11 protein-coding genes, 21 tRNA genes, 3 rRNA genes and 1 riboswitch are annotated in these 21,330 nt (G+C 46.6%); of the genes, 32 read left to right on the top strand and 3 right to left on the bottom strand.

What is annotated here, in order from left to right; translation table 11 throughout:
* Positions 1–8 precede the first annotated feature (8 nt).
* Both floT and M1D94_RS05375 read left to right on the top strand, forming a co-directional pair.
* Positions 9–1,538: a flotillin lipid rafts scaffold protein FloT gene (gene floT, locus M1D94_RS05370; RefSeq protein ID WP_015384468.1), complete on the top strand. Its 1,530-nt coding sequence runs from the start codon at positions 9–11 to the stop codon at positions 1,536–1,538.
* 17 nt (positions 1,539–1,555) lie between these two features.
* Positions 1,556–2,077 carry a GNAT family N-acetyltransferase gene (locus M1D94_RS05375; protein ID WP_038828481.1) on the top strand — a complete coding sequence of 174 codons (522 nt, stop codon included), beginning with the start codon at positions 1,556–1,558 and terminating at the stop codon, positions 2,075–2,077.
* Positions 2,078–2,118: 41 nt separating this feature from the next.
* Here M1D94_RS05375 and thiT read toward each other — a convergent pair whose 3' ends face one another.
* A complete protein-coding gene (thiT, locus tag M1D94_RS05380) occupies positions 2,119–2,697 on the bottom strand; it encodes an energy-coupled thiamine transporter ThiT (protein WP_003228966.1) in 579 nt (192 codons plus the stop codon).
* Between the two features lie 99 nt (positions 2,698–2,796).
* Positions 2,797–2,898, bottom strand: a riboswitch (TPP riboswitch).
* A gap of 464 nt (positions 2,899–3,362) precedes the next feature.
* Between thiT and M1D94_RS05385 the strand changes: the two genes are divergently transcribed.
* From M1D94_RS05385 to glgP, 29 genes are all read left to right on the top strand, one after another.
* A 16S ribosomal RNA gene (locus tag M1D94_RS05385) occupies positions 3,363–4,912 on the top strand.
* A 170-nt stretch (positions 4,913–5,082) separates the two neighbouring features.
* Positions 5,083–8,010, top strand: a 23S ribosomal RNA gene (locus M1D94_RS05390).
* 133 nt (positions 8,011–8,143) lie between these two features.
* Positions 8,144–8,259, top strand: a 5S ribosomal RNA gene (gene rrf / locus M1D94_RS05395).
* Together the 16S, 23S and 5S rRNA genes with 21 tRNA genes alongside form the textbook arrangement of a ribosomal RNA operon.
* Positions 8,260–8,281: 22 nt before the next feature.
* Positions 8,282–8,357, top strand: a tRNA-Val gene (locus M1D94_RS05400).
* Between the two features lie 32 nt (positions 8,358–8,389).
* Positions 8,390–8,465, top strand: a tRNA-Thr gene (locus M1D94_RS05405).
* A gap of 37 nt (positions 8,466–8,502) precedes the next feature.
* A tRNA-Lys gene (locus M1D94_RS05410) sits at positions 8,503–8,578 on the top strand.
* Positions 8,579–8,588: 10 nt separating this feature from the next.
* A tRNA-Leu gene (locus M1D94_RS05415) sits at positions 8,589–8,675 on the top strand.
* Positions 8,676–8,680: 5 nt separating this feature from the next.
* Positions 8,681–8,755 (top strand) — tRNA-Gly (locus M1D94_RS05420).
* A gap of 14 nt (positions 8,756–8,769) precedes the next feature.
* Positions 8,770–8,855 (top strand) — tRNA-Leu (locus tag M1D94_RS05425).
* Between the two features lie 9 nt (positions 8,856–8,864).
* Positions 8,865–8,941, top strand: a tRNA-Arg gene (locus tag M1D94_RS05430).
* A gap of 15 nt (positions 8,942–8,956) precedes the next feature.
* Positions 8,957–9,033: transfer RNA gene (locus tag M1D94_RS05435), tRNA-Pro, on the top strand.
* 5 nt (positions 9,034–9,038) lie between these two features.
* Positions 9,039–9,111: transfer RNA gene (locus M1D94_RS05440), tRNA-Ala, on the top strand.
* Positions 9,112–9,131: 20 nt separating this feature from the next.
* Positions 9,132–9,208 (top strand) — tRNA-Met (locus M1D94_RS05445).
* 2 nt (positions 9,209–9,210) lie between these two features.
* Positions 9,211–9,287: transfer RNA gene (locus tag M1D94_RS05450), tRNA-Ile, on the top strand.
* Between the two features lie 6 nt (positions 9,288–9,293).
* Positions 9,294–9,386 (top strand) — tRNA-Ser (locus M1D94_RS05455).
* Between the two features lie 17 nt (positions 9,387–9,403).
* Positions 9,404–9,480 (top strand) — tRNA-Met (locus M1D94_RS05460).
* 11 nt (positions 9,481–9,491) lie between these two features.
* Positions 9,492–9,568, top strand: a tRNA-Asp gene (locus tag M1D94_RS05465).
* Between the two features lie 12 nt (positions 9,569–9,580).
* Positions 9,581–9,656, top strand: a tRNA-Phe gene (locus M1D94_RS05470).
* A gap of 17 nt (positions 9,657–9,673) precedes the next feature.
* Positions 9,674–9,749, top strand: a tRNA-His gene (locus M1D94_RS05475).
* A 10-nt stretch (positions 9,750–9,759) separates the two neighbouring features.
* Positions 9,760–9,833 (top strand) — tRNA-Gly (locus tag M1D94_RS05480).
* Between the two features lie 15 nt (positions 9,834–9,848).
* Positions 9,849–9,925: transfer RNA gene (locus tag M1D94_RS05485), tRNA-Ile, on the top strand.
* Positions 9,926–9,935: 10 nt separating this feature from the next.
* Positions 9,936–10,010, top strand: a tRNA-Asn gene (locus M1D94_RS05490).
* A 3-nt stretch (positions 10,011–10,013) separates the two neighbouring features.
* Positions 10,014–10,104, top strand: a tRNA-Ser gene (locus M1D94_RS05495).
* A gap of 25 nt (positions 10,105–10,129) precedes the next feature.
* A tRNA-Glu gene (locus M1D94_RS05500) sits at positions 10,130–10,201 on the top strand.
* Between the two features lie 232 nt (positions 10,202–10,433).
* A complete protein-coding gene (gene glgB / locus M1D94_RS05505; protein ID WP_032726483.1) occupies positions 10,434–12,317 on the top strand; it encodes a 1,4-alpha-glucan branching enzyme in 1,884 nt (627 codons plus the stop codon).
* A complete protein-coding gene (locus tag M1D94_RS05510) occupies positions 12,314–13,456 on the top strand; it encodes a glucose-1-phosphate adenylyltransferase (RefSeq protein ID WP_003229018.1) in 1,143 nt (380 codons plus the stop codon). The genes glgB and M1D94_RS05510 overlap by 4 nt, the downstream gene beginning before the upstream one ends.
* A gap of 23 nt (positions 13,457–13,479) precedes the next feature.
* Positions 13,480–14,511, top strand: a complete 1,032-nt coding sequence (gene glgD / locus M1D94_RS05515; protein ID WP_077671471.1) for a glucose-1-phosphate adenylyltransferase subunit GlgD — start codon at positions 13,480–13,482, stop codon at positions 14,509–14,511.
* Positions 14,508–15,962, top strand: a complete 1,455-nt coding sequence (gene glgA, locus M1D94_RS05520) for a glycogen synthase GlgA (RefSeq protein ID WP_456270447.1) — start codon at positions 14,508–14,510, stop codon at positions 15,960–15,962. The genes glgD and glgA overlap by 4 nt, the downstream gene beginning before the upstream one ends.
* Positions 15,949–18,345 carry a glycogen phosphorylase GlgP gene (gene glgP, locus M1D94_RS05525; protein WP_153256999.1) on the top strand — a complete coding sequence of 799 codons (2,397 nt, stop codon included), beginning with the start codon at positions 15,949–15,951 and terminating at the stop codon, positions 18,343–18,345. Before glgA ends, glgP begins: the two co-directional genes overlap by 14 nt.
* 30 nt (positions 18,346–18,375) lie before the next feature.
* On the opposite strand, the gene M1D94_RS05530 is transcribed toward glgP, so the two are convergent.
* Positions 18,376–18,843, bottom strand: a complete 468-nt coding sequence (locus M1D94_RS05530) for a TspO/MBR family protein (RefSeq protein ID WP_160244693.1) — start codon at positions 18,841–18,843, stop codon at positions 18,376–18,378.
* 79 nt (positions 18,844–18,922) lie between these two features.
* The gene (cotI, locus tag M1D94_RS05535; protein WP_072175886.1) at positions 18,923–19,996 is read right to left on the bottom strand and encodes a spore coat kinase CotI; all 1,074 of its coding nucleotides are present in this window, start codon (positions 19,994–19,996) and stop codon (positions 18,923–18,925) included.
* 189 nt (positions 19,997–20,185) lie between these two features.
* Between cotI and cotSA the strand changes: the two genes are divergently transcribed.
* The gene (gene cotSA, locus M1D94_RS05540; RefSeq protein ID WP_064670850.1) at positions 20,186–21,319 is read left to right on the top strand and encodes a spore coat protein CotSA; all 1,134 of its coding nucleotides are present in this window, start codon (positions 20,186–20,188) and stop codon (positions 21,317–21,319) included.
* Positions 21,320–21,330: the final 11 nt, after the last annotated feature.

Below are 21,330 nucleotides of genomic sequence, written 5' to 3' on the forward strand. Positions count from 1 at the left end.
AATTTGATATGACAATGCCGATTATAATGATCATCGGAGTTGTATTCTTTTTATTAATTGCACTAATAGCTGTGTTTATTACGAAGTATCGTACAGCAGGGCCTGATGAAGCGTTAATTGTAACGGGGAGCTATCTGGGCAATAAAAATGTTCATGTCGATGAAGGCGGCAACCGTATTAAAATCGTCCGCGGCGGAGGAACCTTTGTCCTTCCCGTCTTCCAGCAGGCAGAGCCGCTAAGCCTATTATCAAGCAAACTCGATGTTTCGACACCTGAAGTCTATACAGAACAAGGAGTGCCAGTAATGGCCGATGGAACTGCGATTATTAAAATCGGCGGTTCTATAGGAGAAATCGCTACAGCAGCCGAACAATTTTTAGGGAAATCAAAAGACGACCGTGAGCAGGAAGCGCGGGAGGTTTTAGAAGGCCACCTTCGTTCCATTCTCGGCTCAATGACAGTTGAAGAAATCTATAAAAACAGGGAGAAATTTTCTCAAGAGGTGCAGCGTGTCGCTTCACAGGATCTCGCGAAAATGGGGCTTGTAATCGTCTCGTTTACCATTAAAGATGTTCGTGATAAAAACGGTTATCTTGAATCATTAGGGAAACCGAGAATTGCCCAAGTAAAACGCGATGCTGATATCGCAACAGCAGAGGCTGATAAAGAAACCCGAATTAAGCGGGCAGAAGCCGATAAAGACGCAAAAAAATCAGAACTTGAACGGGCGACGGAAATCGCTGAAGCTGAAAAACTCAATCAGCTCAAAATGGCTGAATTTCGCAGAGAACAAGATACGGCAAAAGCGAATGCCGACCAAGCATATGATTTAGAGACTGCCAGAGCGCGCCAGCAAGTCACAGAGCAGGAAATGCAGGTTAAAATTATCGAACGCCAAAAACAAATAGAACTAGAAGAAAAAGAAATTCTTCGCCGTGAACGTCAATACGACTCAGAGGTAAAGAAAAAAGCCGATGCAGACCGTTATTCTGTTGAGCAGTCCGCAGCAGCTGAGAAAGCCAAACAGCTCGCGGAAGCCGATGCCAAGAAGTACAGTATAGAAGCAATGGCAAAGGCTGAGGCGGAAAAAGTAAGAATTGACGGGCTAGCAAAAGCAGAAGCGGAAAAAGCGAAAGGAGAGACAGAGGCAGAGGTTATCCGCCTGAAAGGTCTTGCAGAAGCGGAAGCAAAAGAGAAAATTGCGGCTGCTTTTGAACAGTACGGGCAGGCGGCGATTTTCGATATGATTGTCAAAATGCTTCCGGAATACGCGAAACAAGCAGCGGCACCTCTTTCAAATATTGATAAAATCACCGTTGTCGATACAGGAGGAAGCGGTGAATCAAGCGGAGCAAACAAAGTAACCAGCTATGCGACGAACTTAATGTCAAGTTTGCAAGAAAGTTTAAAAGCATCCTCAGGAATTGATGTAAAAGAAATGCTTGAGAACTTTTCAGGAAAAGGAAACGTAAAACAAAGCATTAATGAATTAACAAATGAAATCAAAGAAGCCAAAACGATCCAAAAATCAGAGTAAGGAAAGGGCAGAACCGTATGGTAACTGTACGTGAAGCGAAGTTAGAGGATATAAAGGACATTGCAAAAGTGCATGTAGACAGCTGGAGGACAACATACCACGAAACTATCCCGATTGATTATTTAAACAGCCTGAACTATAAGGAATTTGAAGACAAATGGAAAAGTCGCTCGTTAAAAGGAGTATTTGTTGCTCAGGACGAAATGGGTTCAGTATTCGGCTTTGCTTCATTTGGACCTATTCGCTCTGAACAAGAAGGCTATGACGGCGAGTTATACGCTATTTATCTTCTGGAAGAGCGCCAGCGGCAAGGTGCAGGCAGGGCGCTCTTAGCAAAAGGAGCGGAGTATTTGCTTCAACATGGCTTTTCAAGTATGTTTGTTTGGGTTATTGAGCAGAATCCCTCGATTATATTTTATCAGGCCTATTCACCTGAAAGAGTAGCGGAGGACAACTTTGAAATTGCCGGAGTAAGGTTGAAAGAAGTAGGTCTTGGCTGGCCGGATCTTTCAGCTTTAAAAACACTTCTTAACAGATAACGAACAATCCCCCAGCGGAATTCGCTGGGGGATTGTTACTTTTACGCTTTGTCACTTTTAAGCAGACGGGGTGCTGTCATAAATAATAAACATAGGACAATTGCACAAATAATGAATGAAGGTACCATGTAAGTCGCATTATAAGTTAAAGAATAAATCCATACCGGTGTTCCTTTTGGAGCAAAGCTGCCGAAAAACACAGCTCCTGAAATGACATGCGCGGCATAGCGCAGCAAACTGCCGATAAAAACTGCGCTGACCACTGAAACAATCAATTTCCCTTTTGTTTTTGATACAGCGGCTTTACGGACTGAAGAAGCGAAACAGCCGCTTATGCCGATTGCTGCGAAAGCGACAATGTAATCTAACAATAGCTGTACAGGATGTTGAGCAAACAAGTTTCCGATTGCTATTTGTACTAGACCTGTCAACAAACCTGTAGTAAGACCTGCTTTGACACCCCAGCGAAACGAAATTAAAAAGATCGGAATCATCATGATGGAGACCGAGCCTCCTTGAGGCATGCTAAGAAACATTCCTGAGACAATGTCTAAAATAACGGCTGCCGCTGTCATAATGGCAATTTCAATAAGGCGAACTAGTTGCTTAGATTGATTCATATCTATCTCCTTCCATTGACAGACAACCAAAAGGACAACAAAAAAGCAGCACGCGGAAGGATGAGAAAAGTTCCACGCACTGCTTTACGATCTGCAATTCATTTGACTTTGCCACATCCCTACGCCAGCGTTAACTAACAGGTTCAAAGGGTCAGAACGAAACCGCTCACTCTCAGCTTTAATGCTCCCCTTGTGGTCATCAGTATTTAGTTCGTTTCTACTATACAAGAAAACGAAAAAAACAACAAGATCACATGACTGATGTATATGTTCTTTTAAGAAAGTAATATGATACACACGCTTTAGAAATCATGGCGAGGATTATAGTTTATTTGTTTTATAGATTTTTTAAAAAAACTATTGCAATAAATAAATACAGGTGTTATATTATTAAACGTCGCTGATGCACAGCGGACACAAACTAGATGCTTCAAAACAACTTGAAAAAAGTTGTTGACAAAAAAGAAGCTGAATGTTATATTAGTAAAGCTGCTTCATTGAGAAGTAACGAAATGATCTTTGAAAACTAAACAAGACAAAACGTACCTGTTAATTCATTTTTATAAATCGCACAGCGATGTGCGTAGTCAGTCAAACTAGGGCCTGCACGACGCAGGTCACACAGGTGTCGCCGCAGGAAGCGGTGAACTTAATCTGTGATCCATTTATCGGAGAGTTTGATCCTGGCTCAGGACGAACGCTGGCGGCGTGCCTAATACATGCAAGTCGAGCGGACAGATGGGAGCTTGCTCCCTGATGTTAGCGGCGGACGGGTGAGTAACACGTGGGTAACCTGCCTGTAAGACTGGGATAACTCCGGGAAACCGGGGCTAATACCGGATGGTTGTTTGAACCGCATGGTTCAAACATAAAAGGTGGCTTCGGCTACCACTTACAGATGGACCCGCGGCGCATTAGCTAGTTGGTGAGGTAATGGCTCACCAAGGCAACGATGCGTAGCCGACCTGAGAGGGTGATCGGCCACACTGGGACTGAGACACGGCCCAGACTCCTACGGGAGGCAGCAGTAGGGAATCTTCCGCAATGGACGAAAGTCTGACGGAGCAACGCCGCGTGAGTGATGAAGGTTTTCGGATCGTAAAGCTCTGTTGTTAGGGAAGAACAAGTACCGTTCAAATAGGGCGGTACCTTGACGGTACCTAACCAGAAAGCCACGGCTAACTACGTGCCAGCAGCCGCGGTAATACGTAGGTGGCAAGCGTTGTCCGGAATTATTGGGCGTAAAGGGCTCGCAGGCGGTTTCTTAAGTCTGATGTGAAAGCCCCCGGCTCAACCGGGGAGGGTCATTGGAAACTGGGGAACTTGAGTGCAGAAGAGGAGAGTGGAATTCCACGTGTAGCGGTGAAATGCGTAGAGATGTGGAGGAACACCAGTGGCGAAGGCGACTCTCTGGTCTGTAACTGACGCTGAGGAGCGAAAGCGTGGGGAGCGAACAGGATTAGATACCCTGGTAGTCCACGCCGTAAACGATGAGTGCTAAGTGTTAGGGGGTTTCCGCCCCTTAGTGCTGCAGCTAACGCATTAAGCACTCCGCCTGGGGAGTACGGTCGCAAGACTGAAACTCAAAGGAATTGACGGGGGCCCGCACAAGCGGTGGAGCATGTGGTTTAATTCGAAGCAACGCGAAGAACCTTACCAGGTCTTGACATCCTCTGACAATCCTAGAGATAGGACGTCCCCTTCGGGGGCAGAGTGACAGGTGGTGCATGGTTGTCGTCAGCTCGTGTCGTGAGATGTTGGGTTAAGTCCCGCAACGAGCGCAACCCTTGATCTTAGTTGCCAGCATTCAGTTGGGCACTCTAAGGTGACTGCCGGTGACAAACCGGAGGAAGGTGGGGATGACGTCAAATCATCATGCCCCTTATGACCTGGGCTACACACGTGCTACAATGGACAGAACAAAGGGCAGCGAAACCGCGAGGTTAAGCCAATCCCACAAATCTGTTCTCAGTTCGGATCGCAGTCTGCAACTCGACTGCGTGAAGCTGGAATCGCTAGTAATCGCGGATCAGCATGCCGCGGTGAATACGTTCCCGGGCCTTGTACACACCGCCCGTCACACCACGAGAGTTTGTAACACCCGAAGTCGGTGAGGTAACCTTTTAGGAGCCAGCCGCCGAAGGTGGGACAGATGATTGGGGTGAAGTCGTAACAAGGTAGCCGTATCGGAAGGTGCGGCTGGATCACCTCCTTTCTAAGGATATTATACGGAATATAAGACCTTGGGTCTTATAAACAGAACGTTCCCTGTCTTGTTTAGTTTTGAAGGATCATTCCTTCGAAACGTGTTCTTTGAAAACTAGATAACAGTAGACATCACATTCAATTAGTAAGACAAGATATCACATAGTGATTCTTTTTAACGGTTAAGTTAGAAAGGGCGCACGGTGGATGCCTTGGCACTAGGAGCCGATGAAGGACGGGACGAACACCGATATGCTTCGGGGAGCTGTAAGCAAGCTTTGATCCGGAGATTTCCGAATGGGGAAACCCACCACTCGTAATGGAGTGGTATCCATATCTGAATTCATAGGATATGAGAAGGCAGACCCGGGGAACTGAAACATCTAAGTACCCGGAGGAAGAGAAAGCAAATGCGATTCCCTGAGTAGCGGCGAGCGAAACGGGATTAGCCCAAACCAAGAGGCTTGCCTCTTGGGGTTGTAGGACACTCTGTACGGAGTTACAAAAGAACGAGGTAGACGAAGAGGTCTGGAAAGGCCCGCCATAGGAGGTAACAGCCCTGTAGTCAAAACTTCGTTCTCTCCTGAGTGGATCCTGAGTACGGCGGAACACGTGAAATTCCGTCGGAATCCGGGAGGACCATCTCCCAAGGCTAAATACTCCCTAGTGACCGATAGTGAACCAGTACCGTGAGGGAAAGGTGAAAAGCACCCCGGAAGGGGAGTGAAAGAGATCCTGAAACCGTGTGCCTACAAGTAGTCAGAGCCCGTTAACGGGTGATGGCGTGCCTTTTGTAGAATGAACCGGCGAGTTACGATCCCGTGCAAGGTTAAGCAGAAGATGCGGAGCCGCAGCGAAAGCGAGTCTGAATAGGGCGCATGAGTACGTGGTCGTAGACCCGAAACCAGGTGATCTACCCATGTCCAGGGTGAAGTTCAGGTAACACTGAATGGAGGCCCGAACCCACGCACGTTGAAAAGTGCGGGGATGAGGTGTGGGTAGGGGTGAAATGCCAATCGAACCTGGAGATAGCTGGTTCTCTCCGAAATAGCTTTAGGGCTAGCCTCAAGGTAAGAGTCTTGGAGGTAGAGCACTGATTGGACTAGGGGCCCCTACCGGGTTACCGAATTCAGTCAAACTCCGAATGCCAATGACTTATCCTTGGGAGTCAGACTGCGAGTGATAAGATCCGTAGTCGAAAGGGAAACAGCCCAGACCGCCAGCTAAGGTCCCAAAGTATACGTTAAGTGGAAAAGGATGTGGAGTTGCTTAGACAACCAGGATGTTGGCTTAGAAGCAGCCACCATTTAAAGAGTGCGTAATAGCTCACTGGTCGAGTGACTCTGCGCCGAAAATGTACCGGGGCTAAACGTATCACCGAAGCTGCGGACTGTTCTTCGAACAGTGGTAGGAGAGCGTTCTAAGGGCTGTGAAGCCAGACCGGAAGGACTGGTGGAGCGCTTAGAAGTGAGAATGCCGGTATGAGTAGCGAAAGAGGGGTGAGAATCCCCTCCACCGAATGCCTAAGGTTTCCTGAGGAAGGCTCGTCCGCTCAGGGTTAGTCGGGACCTAAGCCGAGGCCGAAAGGCGTAGGCGATGGACAACAGGTTGATATTCCTGTACCACCTCCTCACCATTTGAGCAATGGGGGGACGCAGGAGGATAGGGTAAGCGCGGTATTGGATATCCGCGTCCAAGCAGTTAGGCTGGGAAATAGGCAAATCCGTTTCCCATAAGGCTGAGCTGTGATGGCGAGCGAAATATAGTAGCGAAGTTCCTGATTCCACACTGCCAAGAAAAGCCTCTAGCGAGGTGAGAGGTGCCCGTACCGCAAACCGACACAGGTAGGCGAGGAGAGAATCCTAAGGTGATCGAGAGAACTCTCGTTAAGGAACTCGGCAAAATGACCCCGTAACTTCGGGAGAAGGGGTGCTCTGTTAGGGTGCAAGCCCGAGAGAGCCGCAGTGAATAGGCCCAGGCGACTGTTTAGCAAAAACACAGGTCTCTGCGAAGCCGTAAGGCGAAGTATAGGGGCTGACGCCTGCCCGGTGCTGGAAGGTTAAGAGGAGCGCTTAGCGTAAGCGAAGGTGCGAATTGAAGCCCCAGTAAACGGCGGCCGTAACTATAACGGTCCTAAGGTAGCGAAATTCCTTGTCGGGTAAGTTCCGACCCGCACGAAAGGCGCAACGATCTGGGCACTGTCTCAACGAGAGACTCGGTGAAATTATAGTACCTGTGAAGATGCAGGTTACCCGCGACAGGACGGAAAGACCCCGTGGAGCTTTACTGCAGCCTGATATTGAATGTTGGTACAGCTTGTACAGGATAGGTAGGAGCCTTGGAAACCGGAGCGCCAGCTTCGGTGGAGGCATCGGTGGGATACTACCCTGGCTGTATTGACCTTCTAACCCGCCGCCCTTATCGGGCGGGGAGACAGTGTCAGGTGGGCAGTTTGACTGGGGCGGTCGCCTCCTAAAAGGTAACGGAGGCGCCCAAAGGTTCCCTCAGAATGGTTGGAAATCATTCGCAGAGTGTAAAGGCACAAGGGAGCTTGACTGCGAGACCTACAAGTCGAGCAGGGACGAAAGTCGGGCTTAGTGATCCGGTGGTTCCGCATGGAAGGGCCATCGCTCAACGGATAAAAGCTACCCCGGGGATAACAGGCTTATCTCCCCCAAGAGTCCACATCGACGGGGAGGTTTGGCACCTCGATGTCGGCTCATCGCATCCTGGGGCTGTAGTCGGTCCCAAGGGTTGGGCTGTTCGCCCATTAAAGCGGTACGCGAGCTGGGTTCAGAACGTCGTGAGACAGTTCGGTCCCTATCCGTCGCGGGCGCAGGAAATTTGAGAGGAGCTGTCCTTAGTACGAGAGGACCGGGATGGACGCACCGCTGGTGTACCAGTTGTTCTGCCAAGGGCATCGCTGGGTAGCTATGTGCGGACGGGATAAGTGCTGAAAGCATCTAAGCATGAAGCCCCCCTCAAGATGAGATTTCCCATTCCGCAAGGAAGTAAGATCCCTGAAAGATGATCAGGTTGATAGGTCTGAGGTGGAAGTGTGGCGACACATGGAGCTGACAGATACTAATCGATCGAGGACTTAACCATATTTTTGAATGATGTCACACCTGTTATCTAGTTTTGAGAGAACACCTCTCTAAAGGCGGAAGGTAAGGAAACTCCGCTAAGGGCTCTCACATCCTGTGAGAAACGCCCAGTACCTTCATCCTGAAGGCATTTGTTTGGTGGCGATAGCGAAGAGGTCACACCCGTTCCCATACCGAACACGGAAGTTAAGCTCTTCAGCGCCGATGGTAGTCGGGGGTTTCCCCCTGTGAGAGTAGGACGCCGCCAAGCAATTGCACGTTAGTGCAAGTATGGAGGATTAGCTCAGCTGGGAGAGCATCTGCCTTACAAGCAGAGGGTCGGCGGTTCGAGCCCGTCATCCTCCACCATTTTTCATTATACATATCGGTTTTACATATATGCCGGTGTAGCTCAATTGGTAGAGCAACTGACTTGTAATCAGTAGGTTGGGGGTTCAAGTCCTCTTGCCGGCACCACTTTTATATGATATAATATTCAAGTCTCTTGTAAGAAGAGCCATTAGCTCAGTTGGTAGAGCATCTGACTTTTAATCAGAGGGTCGAAGGTTCGAGTCCTTCATGGCTCACCATTTACATGTTGCGGATGTGGCGGAATTGGCAGACGCGCTAGAATCAGGCTCTAGTGTCTTTACAGACGTGGGGGTTCAAGTCCCTTCATCCGCACCATTTCTGCGGAAGTAGTTCAGTGGTAGAACACCACCTTGCCAAGGTGGGGGTCGCGGGTTCGAATCCCGTCTTCCGCTCCAACTATACCATCCACGCCGGGGTGGTGGAATTGGCAGACACACAGGACTTAAAATCCTGCGGTAGGTGACTACCGTGCCGGTTCAAGTCCGGCCCTCGGCATTAAGTGTTGCGCCCGTAGCTCAATTGGATAGAGCGTTTGACTACGGATCAAAAGGTTAGGGGTTCGACTCCTCTCGGGCGCGCCATGATCTATATGAAATCGGGAAGTAGCTCAGCTTGGTAGAGCACATGGTTTGGGACCATGGGGTCGCAGGTTCGAATCCTGTCTTCCCGACCATTCTTGGGGCCTTAGCTCAGCTGGGAGAGCGCCTGCTTTGCACGCAGGAGGTCAGCGGTTCGATCCCGCTAGGCTCCACTTGATTTCAAAAAATATTTGGCGGTGTAGCTCAGCTGGCTAGAGCGTACGGTTCATACCCGTGAGGTCGGGGGTTCGATCCCCTCCGCCGCTACCAATGGACCTTTAGCTCAGTTGGTTAGAGCAGACGGCTCATAACCGTCCGGTCGTAGGTTCGAGTCCTACAAGGTCCACCACTATACGGAGGAATACCCAAGTCTGGCTGAAGGGATCGGTCTTGAAAACCGACAGGGGTGTCAAAGCCCGCGGGGGTTCGAATCCCTCTTCCTCCGCCATACATATTCCTAATCATCGCGGGGTGGAGCAGTTCGGTAGCTCGTCGGGCTCATAACCCGAAGGTCGCAGGTTCAAATCCTGCCCCCGCAACCAAATTTTAAAATGGTCCGGTAGTTCAGTTGGTTAGAATGCCTGCCTGTCACGCAGGAGGTCGCGGGTTCGAGTCCCGTCCGGACCGCCATTTAAATACTTAGGCTCGGTAGCTCAGTTGGTAGAGCAACGGACTGAAAATCCGTGTGTCGGCGGTTCGATTCCGTCCCGAGCCACCATTTATCAATATATTTTGGCGGTTGTGGCGAAGTGGTTAACGCACCAGATTGTGGCTCTGGCATTCGTGGGTTCGATTCCCATCAATCGCCCCAAATAAAAATTGCGGGTGTAGTTTAGTGGTAAAACCTCAGCCTTCCAAGCTGATGTCGTGGGTTCGATTCCCATCACCCGCTCCATTTCTATGTCGTCATGGGCCTGTAGCTCAGCTGGTTAGAGCGCACGCCTGATAAGCGTGAGGTCGATGGTTCGAGTCCATTCAGGCCCACCATGACTTTTGTTCCACAGTAGCTCAGTGGTAGAGCTATCGGCTGTTAACCGATCGGTCGCAGGTTCGAATCCTGCCTGTGGAGCCAAATGGAGAAGTACTCAAGTGGCTGAAGAGGCGCCCCTGCTAAGGGTGTAGGTCGTGTAAGCGGCGCGAGGGTTCAAATCCCTCCTTCTCCGCCATATGATTACAGATATCATAATTATCGGCCCGTTGGTCAAGCGGTTAAGACACCGCCCTTTCACGGCGGTAACACGGGTTCGAATCCCGTACGGGTCATCCAGAAGCCTTGCATATCCTGCAAGGTTTTTTTGTTTTTATAAATCATGATATGTCTTAGATTTTGTTCTTTATTTTAAAAACAGACTACAAAAATCTCCATATATTTCGTTTTTCTTCAGAAAATGAAGTTAATTGTCTATAAGTATAAGCGCTTTCAGGAAAGGGCTTTTTTTTATTTCTTCGAATAAATACTATAAATGAAAACTATGATGTCAGAAAGGATGATTACATGGCCGCTGCCAGCCTGACAGCACATGATGTTTATCTTTTTCACGAAGGCAGTCTGTTTAAAAGCTATCAGCTGTTTGGCTCGCATTACCGCGAGCTGAATGGCAAAAGCGGATATGAATTCTGTGTGTGGGCGCCTCATGCGTCGGAAGTACGAGTGGCTGGAGATTTTAACAGCTGGTCTGGAGAAGAGCATGTGATGCACAGAGTGAATGATAATGGCATTTGGACGTTATTTATTCCAGGTATAGGAGAAAAGGAACGATATAAATATGAAATCGTGACGAATAACGGTGAGATCAGGCTGAAGGCAGATCCATACGCTATTTATTCAGAAGTCAGACCAAACACAGCGTCACTTACTTACGATTTGGAAGGGTACAGCTGGCAAGATCAAAAATGGCAAAAGAAACAGAAGGCTAAGACGCTGTATGAAAAACCTGTTTTCATTTATGAACTGCATCTTGGGTCTTGGAAGAAGCATTCTGATGGCAGGCATTATTCCTATAAAGAATTAAGTCAGACGCTTATCCCTTATATCAAGGAGCATGGGTTTACCCATATTGAACTGCTTCCGGTGTATGAGCATCCATATGATCGTTCATGGGGGTACCAAGGAACGGGGTATTACAGCCCGACAAGCAGGTTTGGCCCGCCGCATGATCTGATGAAGTTTGTTGATGAATGTCATCAACAAAATATCGGAGTCATTTTGGATTGGGTCCCCGGACATTTTTGTAAAGATGCACATGGCCTTTATATGTTTGATGGAGAACCGCTTTATGAATACAAAGAAGAACGTGATCGGGAGAACTGGTTATGGGGTACGGCAAACTTTGACCTGGGGAAACCGGAAGTTCATAGTTTTTTAATTTCGAATGCGTTGTACTGGGCGGAATTCTATCATATAGATGGATTTAGGGTTGATGCAGTGGCTAATATCCTGTATTGGCCAAATCAGGATGAACGCCACACGAATCCATATGCTGTTGATTTTTTAAAAAAACTCAATCAAACCATGAGAGAGGCATATCCACATGTGATGATGATTGCGGAAGATTCTACAGAATGGCCTCAAGTGACAGGTGCCGTTGAGGAAGGGGGGCTTGGTTTTCATTATAAATGGAATATGGGATGGATGAATGACGTACTGAAATACATGGAGACGCCGCCCGAAGAAAGGCGGCATTGTCATCAGCTTATCTCTTTTTCATTACTATATGCGTTTAGTGAACATTTTGTATTGCCGTTTTCTCATGACGAAGTCGTATACGGAAAAAAATCACTTCTCAATAAAATGCCTGGCGACTACTGGCAGAAATTTGCCCAGTATCGGCTTTTGCTGGGCTATATGACAGTGCATCCCGGAAAGAAATTGATCTTTATGGGATCAGAGTTTGCCCAATTTGATGAATGGAAAGATACAGAACAGCTTGATTGGTTTTTGGACTCCTTCCCCATGCATCAGAAAGCCAGCGTTTTTACGCAAGATCTTCTCCGCTTTTACCAAAAAAGCAAAATCCTTTATGAGCATGACCATCGTGCACAATCGTTTGAATGGATTGATGTCCATAATGACGAACAATCAATCTTTTCTTTTATTCGTTATGGCAAAAAGCACGGTGAGGCGCTTGTCATCATTTGTAATTTTACACCCGTGGTCTATCATCAATATGATGTTGGAGTTCCTTTTTTCACTCAATACATTGAAGTGCTTAACAGTGACAGTGAAACATATGGAGGCTCAGGGCAAATCAACAAAAAGCCGTTATCGGCTAAAAAGGGAGCACTTCATCATAAACCGTGTTATATCACGATGACCATCCCCCCTTACGGCATCTCGATTTTACGGGCGGTTAAAAAAAGAGGAGAGATAAAAAGATGAAAAAACAATGTGTAGCCATGCTCCTTGCCGGCGGGAAGGGCAGCCGTCTCAGCGGATTAACAAAAAATATGGCCAAACCGGCTGTATCTTTCGGGGGAAAATACAGGATTATTGATTTTACCCTAAGCAACTGTTCTAATTCAGGCATAGACACAGTCGGGATTTTAACACAATATCAGCCGCTTGAGCTGAATTCCTATATTGGGATCGGCAGTGCATGGGACCTGGATAGATATAATGGCGGCGTGACGGTTTTACCCCCTTATGCCGAGTCATCAGAAGTCAAATGGTATAAAGGGACGGCAAGCGCCATTTATGAAAATCTCAATTATTTGAATCAGTATGATCCTGAGTATGTACTGATTTTATCAGGAGATCACATATACAAAATGGACTACGGCAAAATGCTTGATTATCACATTGAAAAGAAAGCAGATGTGACCATCTCTGTCATCGAAGTGGGCTGGGAGGAAGCAAGCCGATTCGGCATCATGAAGGCCAATCCAGATGGGACGATCACACATTTTGATGAAAAGCCCAAATTCCCTAAGAGCAATCTTGCCTCAATGGGAATTTATATATTCAATTGGCCGCTTTTGAAACAGTATCTTGAGATGGACGATCAAAACCCTTATTCTAGCCACGACTTCGGCAAAGACATTATTCCTCTGCTTTTGGAGGAGAAAAAGAAGCTTTCTGCTTATCCGTTCAAGGGATATTGGAAGGATGTCGGAACGGTGCAGAGCTTGTGGGAAGCCAATATGGATTTGTTAAAAGAGGACTCGGAGCTGAAGCTGTTTGAACGCAAATGGAAAATTTACTCCGTCAATCCAAATCAGCCTCCGCAATTTATTTCATCTGATGCGCAGGTTCAAGATTCGCTTGTGAACGAAGGTTGTGTTGTATATGGAAATGTGTCTCACTCCGTTCTTTTTCAAGGTGTGACTGTCGGTAAGCATACGACTGTTACATCATCCGTCATAATGCCGGATGTGACGATTGGGGAGCATGTAGTCATTGAAAATGCCATTGTTCCTAATGGGATGGTGCTGCCGGATGGCGCAGTGATTCGCTCCGAAAAAGACATTGAAGAGGTGCTGCTCGTTTCAGAGGAATTTGTAGAAAAAGAATTGATTTAATTACTGAAGAGGGGGCAGAGTCAGTGTTCAATAATCAAATGTTAGGTGTTATAGATGAAACCACATATAAGCATTCTCTTCAGGATTTAACAGCACAGCGGTCGCTCGGGGCGATCCCTTTTGCCGGCAGGTACCGACTGATTGATTTTATGCTTTCCAACATGGTGAATGCGGATATTAGGAGTGTTGCAATTTTTCCGAAGTATCGTTACCGTTCGCTCATGGATCACCTTGGGGCGGGTAAGGAATGGGATTTGCACCGGAAAAAGGACGGCCTCTTTTTTTTCCCGTCTCCCCATCTTCATCACGAATACGATGAATTCGGTTCCTTTCGCCAGTTTTCGGACCATCTAGATTACTTCCACAGAAGCACTCAGCAATATGCTGTTATCTCCAACAGCCATACCGTATGCAACATTCAATTTCAATATGTGCTGAAACGCCACCAGGAGGTTGGCTGCGACGTCACCGAGGTATTTCAGGACGGCCAGTCGCTGCAAATCTATATCATGTCAACAACGCTTTTAAAGGATCTGATCCACGGACATAGCGAAAAAGGCTATAAAACCATTCAGGAGGCTGTTGAAAAGGAATCTTCCGCCTTGACCATTTGCCCTTATGAATATTCAGGTTATGCCGCAGTTATTGATTCGGTGGAAAAATATTATACCCACAGTATGGAACTCATTCAGCCCCGTTTTTGGCAGCAGGTGTTTTTGCCGCAGCAGCCTATCTACACAAAAGTGAAGGATGAACCGCCGACGAAATACGGAAAACACAGCACTGTCAAAAATTCTTTGGTGGCAAACGGCTGTGTGCTTGAAGGAGAGGTTGAAAACTGCATTTTGTTCAGGGCGGTCCATGTCGGAAAGGGAACGAAGCTGAAAAACTGCATTATTATGCAAAAAACGCAGATTGGCGAGGATTGCCTTCTTGAGCAGGTCATTTCTGATAAGGACGTTAAAATCGGCAAGGCGACGGAAGCTGCTGGAACAGCTGACCAGCCGCTTGTATTAAGAAAAGGTTTGGTGCAAGGAGAGCTGATGAATTCTTGAAGATATTATTTGCTGTGTCTGAATGCACCCCATTTGTTAAATCAGGAGGTCTTGCCGATGTAGCAGGCGCTCTTCCGAAGGCGCTTGCGCGATTAGGCAATGAAGTATATGTGATGCTGCCGAAGTACAGCCAAATACCTGAGCCGTGGAAAAAGCGTATGAAGAAAAAGGCTGAGTGCACCGTAGCTGTCGGCTGGCGGCAGCAATATTGCGGAATTGAACATATGGACGAAGATGATGTGAATTATTACTTCATCGACAATGAGTACTATTTCAACAGGGATTCGTTGTACGGGCATTATGATGACGGTGAGCGGTTTGCCTTTTTTTCAAGAGCTGTGCTGGAGGCTGCCAAAGTTGTGAATGTTCCAGCCGATATTGTTCATACTCACGATTGGCATACAGCGATGGTCAATTATTTGCTGAAAGAGGAGTACAGAAAACATCCTTTTTATGAACGTATGAAAAGCGTGCTCACGATCCACAACCTGCAGTTTCAAGGCATATTCCCTCCTGATGTCACACATGACTTGCTGGGTCTTGAGATGGATCATTTTCATTATGAAAGGTTAGAATGCAACGGATTTGTTAATTTTATGAAGGCGGGCATCATTGCGGCTGATCATGTGACAACTGTGAGCCCCACTTACAGAAATGAAATCATGACGCCGTATTATGGTGAGCAGCTGGAACAGGTTTTGCAATATAGGGAAGATGATGTAACCGGCATATTAAATGGCATTGATGATACGTTCTATCAGCCGAAAAGCGATCCTTATATAGAGGCGCAATACGATTCAGGGGATCTTGCATGCAAGTTGGAAAACAAAACGAAGCTTCAGCGGCGGATGGGGCTTCCAGAGAAAAACGATATTCCGCTGATCAGTATGGTGACAAGGCTCACTAAACAAAAGGGGCTTGATCTTGTCCGCAGAATTATGCACGAACTTCTTGAGGAGCAAGACATACAGCTGGTTGTGCTAGGCACAGGAGAACGTGAATTTGAAAATTATTTCCGGTATGCAGAATTTGCTTTTCATGAGAAGTGCCGGGCTTATATCGGGTTTGATGAGCCGCTAGCCCATCAAATTTATGCGGGCTCTGATATGTTTTTGATGCCGTCTAAATTTGAGCCGTGCGGTTTGGGGCAGCTCATTGCTCTTCAATATGGCGCCATTCCGATTGTCAGGGAAACGGGCGGTCTTTACGACACTGTCCGTGCCTATCAGGAGGAAGAGGGAACGGGCAATGGCTTTACGTTTTCCGCCTTTAATGCGCATGATCTGAAATTTACGATAGAAAGGGCGCTGTCGTTTTATCGCCAACAGGATGTATGGAAGAGCATCGTGAAGACCGCTATGAATGCAGATTACAGCTGGGGGAAGTCGGCTAAAGAGTATCAGCGTATTTTCGAGCAGGTGACAAGGAGTGGACGGGATGTTCTCGAGTAAAGAACGCTTTGCAGACTTATTTTTAAAGCGTCTGGAAATGACGTGCGGAAAAAGCTTTAAAGATTCTGCCAAGCTGGATCAATATAAAACGTTGGGCAATATGGTCAGAGAGTATATCAGCGCTGATTGGATCGAAACGAATGAAAAAAGCAGATCAAATTCCGGGAAGCAGACATATTATTTATCAATCGAATTTCTGCTCGGTCAGCTCCTTGAGCAAAACTTAATGAATCTTGGTGTTCGTGATGTTGTAGAAGCTGGTTTAAAGGAAATCGGCATCAATTTAGAGGAAATTCTTCAGATAGAGAACGATGCAGGTCTCGGCAACGGCGGGCTTGGCCGCTTGGCCGCTTGCTTTTTAGATTCTCTTGCTTCGTTGAACCTGCCAGGGCACGGGATGGGCATACGTTATAAGCATGGCTTGTTTGAGCAAAAAATTGTAGACGGACATCAGGTGGAGCTGCCTGAGCAATGGCTGAAAAACGGGAACGTATGGGAAGTAAGGAATGCGGATCAAGCAGTGGACGTGCCGTTTTGGGGCGAAGTCCATATGACAGAAAAAAGCGGGCGCCTGCATTTTCGCCACGAGCAAGCGACAATTGTTACCGCTGTTCCTTATGATATCCCGATCATCGGCTATGAAACGGGCACTGTCAACACGTTAAGGCTCTGGAACGCCGAGCCCTATGCGCATTATCACGGCGGTAATATTTTGTCTTATAAGCGGGAAACAGAAGCGGTTTCTGAATTCTTATATCCCGATGACACCCATGATGAGGGGAAAATTTTACGGCTGAAGCAGCAGTATTTTTTAGTATGCGCAAGCTTAAAAAGCATTGTGAACAATTACCGTAAAACACATAAATCTTTATCCGGCCTGTATAAAAAAGTGAGCATTCATATTAATGACACTCACCCTGCGCTTGCGGTGCCTGAGCTGATGCGGATTTTGCTCGATGAAGAGAACATGGGCTGGGAAGAAGCTTGGCATATCACTGTACATACGATTTCTTATACAAATCATACAACATTGTCAGAAGCGCTCGAGAAATGGCCGATTCATTTGTTTAAGCCGCTGCTCCCGCGAATGTACATGATTATTGAAGAGATCAATGAGAGGTTTTGCCGCGCAGTTTGGGAAAAGTATCCGGGAGACTGGAAAAGGATAGAGAACATGGCGATTACAGCGCATGGTGTTGTCAAAATGGCTCATCTGGCCATAGTAGGCAGCTACAGTGTAAATGGCGTTGCAAAAATACATTCCGATATATTAAAGGAAAGGGAGATGCGCGACTTTCACTTGCTGTTTCCGAATCGTTTTAACAATAAGACGAATGGAATTGCCCACAGGCGCTGGCTGTTAAAAGCGAATCCGGGCTTGTCTGCCATCATTACAGAGGCGATCGGCGATGAATGGGTCAAACAGCCGGAATCACTGATCCGTTTAGAACCGTACGCCACTGATCCTGCATTTATTGAACAGTTTCAAAACAACAAAAGCAAGAAAAAACAAGAGCTTGCCGATTTGATTTTTTGCACGGCCGGGGTGGTTGTGAACCCTGAGAGCATATTCGACGTACAGGTGAAACGGCTTCATGCATATAAACGGCAGCTGCTGAATGTTCTTCACATTATGTATTTGTATAACCGCCTCAAGGAGGATTCGGGGTTTTCAATCTACCCGCAAACCTTTATTTTCGGGGCAAAGGCTTCACCAAGCTATTATTATGCCAAGAAAATCATTAAGCTGATCCATTCTGTCGCAGAAAAAGTCAATTATGATCCGGCGGTCAAACAGCTGATCAAAGTTGTTTTTTTAGAAAATTATAGAGTTTCTATGGCTGAGCGAATTTTTCCGGCATCAGACGTAAGTGAGCAAATTTCAACCGCAAGCAAGGAAGCGTCTGGTACAGGGAATATGAAGTTTATGATGAACGGGGCTTTGACGATCGGCACGCATGACGGCGCAAATATCGAGATCCTTGAGCGGGTGGGCCCTGACTGTATTTACACGTTCGGCTTAAAGGCGGATGAGGTTCTATCGTATCAGGAAAACGGCGGCTATAGATCGAGGGAATATTATCAGCATGACAGAAGAATCAGGCAGGTAGCTGATCAGCTGATCAATGGTTTTTTTGAAGGAGAAGCAGATGAATTTGAATCGATCTTTGACTCGCTGCTTCCGCATAATGATGAGTATTTTGTGCTGAAGGATTTCAGCTCATATGCAGATGCACAGGAGCGAATTCAAGCTGATTATCGAGAGCGAAGGAAATGGTCTGAGCGTTCGATTGTAAACATTGCTCATTCAGGATATTTCTCCAGCGACCGCACAATCCGGGAATATGCGAAGGACATTTGGGGCATCAAGCCGATGATGTGAAAAAGCCGCTGTATAAGCGGCTTTTTTTGTTCACAGATTCATTGAATTGATTGTAAAGGATAAGAACGTCGCAAATGCACTCCATAAAAAATAAGGCAAAAGAACATAGCTTGCGGCTCTGCTGTATTTTTTGGCAATGATCAGTAATACGATTGCTGTGATGGCGACAAGCAGGCAGTCAAGCGATGCAGCCAGCAGATTTTTTTGCGTAAACTGAAAATAGCTGAAGGCTTGATTGAGCACGTAATTTATCAAAAGTGTAAACCAAAAGCTTTTCGCACCTTTAAATGAAAACGCAGCATATACAATGGCTGCTGAAAGGGAAATCAGGGCAAACAGGATGGCCCAAATGATGCCGATCGCAGTTCCGCTTGGCGTCCAGTCCGGTTTTTTCAATGAATTGTACCATTCTTGGTCCACAGGAAACAGGTAGCCCGCGGCTGAAAACAGCGCATATGTAATCACAAAAACGGCTAAAGCGCCGACAATCTTTTTCATATTTGCAACCTCCGCATGTATTTATTTACCCTTTATCTTATAAAGATCAAACCCCCGATATGCGGGGGAAATGATGGGGTTAAATCAGCTGCTGCAATGCGTTTGATTTAATGCGTTCATATTCAAAAGCTGATTCTAATTCTTCCTTCGGTAAAGCAGACTTGCGGACGTATTTTTCGCGAATGACATCGTAAAGCTCATAAGGAAACAGCATATCTATAAACATGACTTGTTTTTGTTCTTCAGTTAATGGGGCTCTGGATTCGTATGCGTTCAGCATGACATGAAATGTCTCGTCATCCCAAACACCCGTCGTATCCAAAAGCGGAATAATCATTTTGCGCAAATCGCGAATAGGCAGATCAAATGATACGGTATCTAAGTCGATGACCCAAATCTGTTCATTTTCTCCTAAGAGTGTATTCCCGGTTCCGTAATCCTGGTGGCAAAGGTTAGGGCTTTTTTTCAGCTGTTCAGTCCATGGAACATAGGTCGATTGCAAAAGCCGGTCTTTGATGCGCAGCCCGTCTTCAATAAAGCCATCTATCTCCTGAAGATAAAGCTGTGAGAAAGGATCTTCTTTTTCCGCCTCCGCCATCAGCTTCCACGTTTCCATCTGTTTGCATCGTTTCGTGTAGTGATTCGGCCAGCGACCTAATTTGGTAAATATGGGAACGCCATTTGGCGGCTGATATCCGACGGAAGCTGTATGAAAATCAGCAAGGCCTTTCATGATAAACTCCAAGTCCTGCTTTACAGTCAGCTCAAACGGTCTTCCTTCGATCCAGTCATATACGACAAATAGAAATGAGCCGTGCTTAGAATATAGGCTGCCTTTTTTGTTTGGGAGTATGCCAGGAACATTCATGCCTTTTTTTGCTAAATAGTCCTGCGCGAAAATGGAAAACAACGCTTTCTTTTCTGGCCTGTGTATTCGTTTTAGACAAACCGCGCCGGAGTCTGTGTGGACCTTCCAGACAAGCGCCATCTGGTTTCCCTGAATGACGTCTATTTTTTCAGCCTGCACATCCCATCCTTGAAGCACATTTTCAGCCAGCTCCGTTAATTTTTTTGCATCTTCTGCTGATAAAGGAAGCTCTGATGAATTCCCCTCCTCAATGACTTCATGGTTTTCTGCCATTAAAGGACACATCCTTACCTGTTTTACTCCTACCTTATGAATCAAAAGGAAAAAATGATTGAGTTATTTGACTATATTTAATAGATGAATCTGGTTGTTTACCCGTTTTGTTTTTAGGGCAGTCCCATTCCGCACAAGTTGCTTGTTCAGCCGTATCATGATTCTAACTAGTTAAAAATCATGCAGGAATGGAGGCTATGTATGAAAATAGCACTGATCGCCACAGAGAAGCTTCCTGTCCCATCGGTTCGAGGAGGCGCCATTCAAATCTACCTCGAAGCGGTTGCCCCTTTAATTGCAAAAAAACATGAGGTGACTGTGTTTTCTATTAAAGATCCGAATCTCGCTGATAGAGAGAAGGTAGACGGTGTCCATTATGTGCATTTGGATGAAGACCGTTATGAAGAAGCCGTTGGAGCAGAGCTGAAAAAGAGCCGTTTTGATCTTGTGCATGTTTGTAATCGCCCAAGCTGGGTTCCGAAATTGAAGAAACAGGCGCCGGATGCTGTTTTTATTTTAAGCGTTCACAATGAAATGTTCGCTTACGATAAAATCAGCCAGGCGGAAGGCGAGATTTGCATCGACTCCGTAGCGCAGATTGTTACGGTCAGCGATTATATCGGACAGACGATCACAAGCCGTTTTCCGTCAGCACGATCAAAAACAAAAACGGTGTATTCCGGTGTGGATTTAAAAACGTACCACCCTCACTGGACGAATGAAGGGCAGCGAGCTCGCGAAGAGATGCGAAGCGAGCTGGGGCTTCACGGCAAAAAAATCGTCTTGTTTGTCGGCCGGCTTAGCAAAGTCAAAGGCCCGCACATATTATTGCAGGCTTTGCCGGACATCATTGAGGAGCACCCCGATGTCATGATGGTGTTTATCGGGTCAAAATGGTTCGGAGATAATGAATTAAATAACTATGTCAAACATCTTCATACCCTTGGTGCGATGCAAAAGGATCATGTCACATTTATTCAATTTGTGAAGCCAAAGGACATTCCGCGCCTTTATACCATGTCAGATGTATTTGTATGCTCTTCGCAATGGCAGGAGCCTTTAGCAAGGGTGCATTATGAAGCGATGGCTGCGGGACTTCCTATTATTACAAGCAATCGGGGAGGCAATCCAGAGGTCATAGAGGAAGGGAAAAACGGCTACATCATTCATGACTTTGAAAATCCTAAACAATATGCCGAACGCATCAATGATTTGCTGAGCAGCTCTGAAAAGCGGGAACGGCTTGGGAAATACAGCCGCCGTGAGGCAGAAAACAAATTTGGCTGGCAGAGGGTGGCTGAAAATCTGCTCAGCGTCTATGAAAAGAACAGATAGAAGGGGTGAAC

The organism is Bacillus sp. JZ109 (assembly GCF_053903135.1).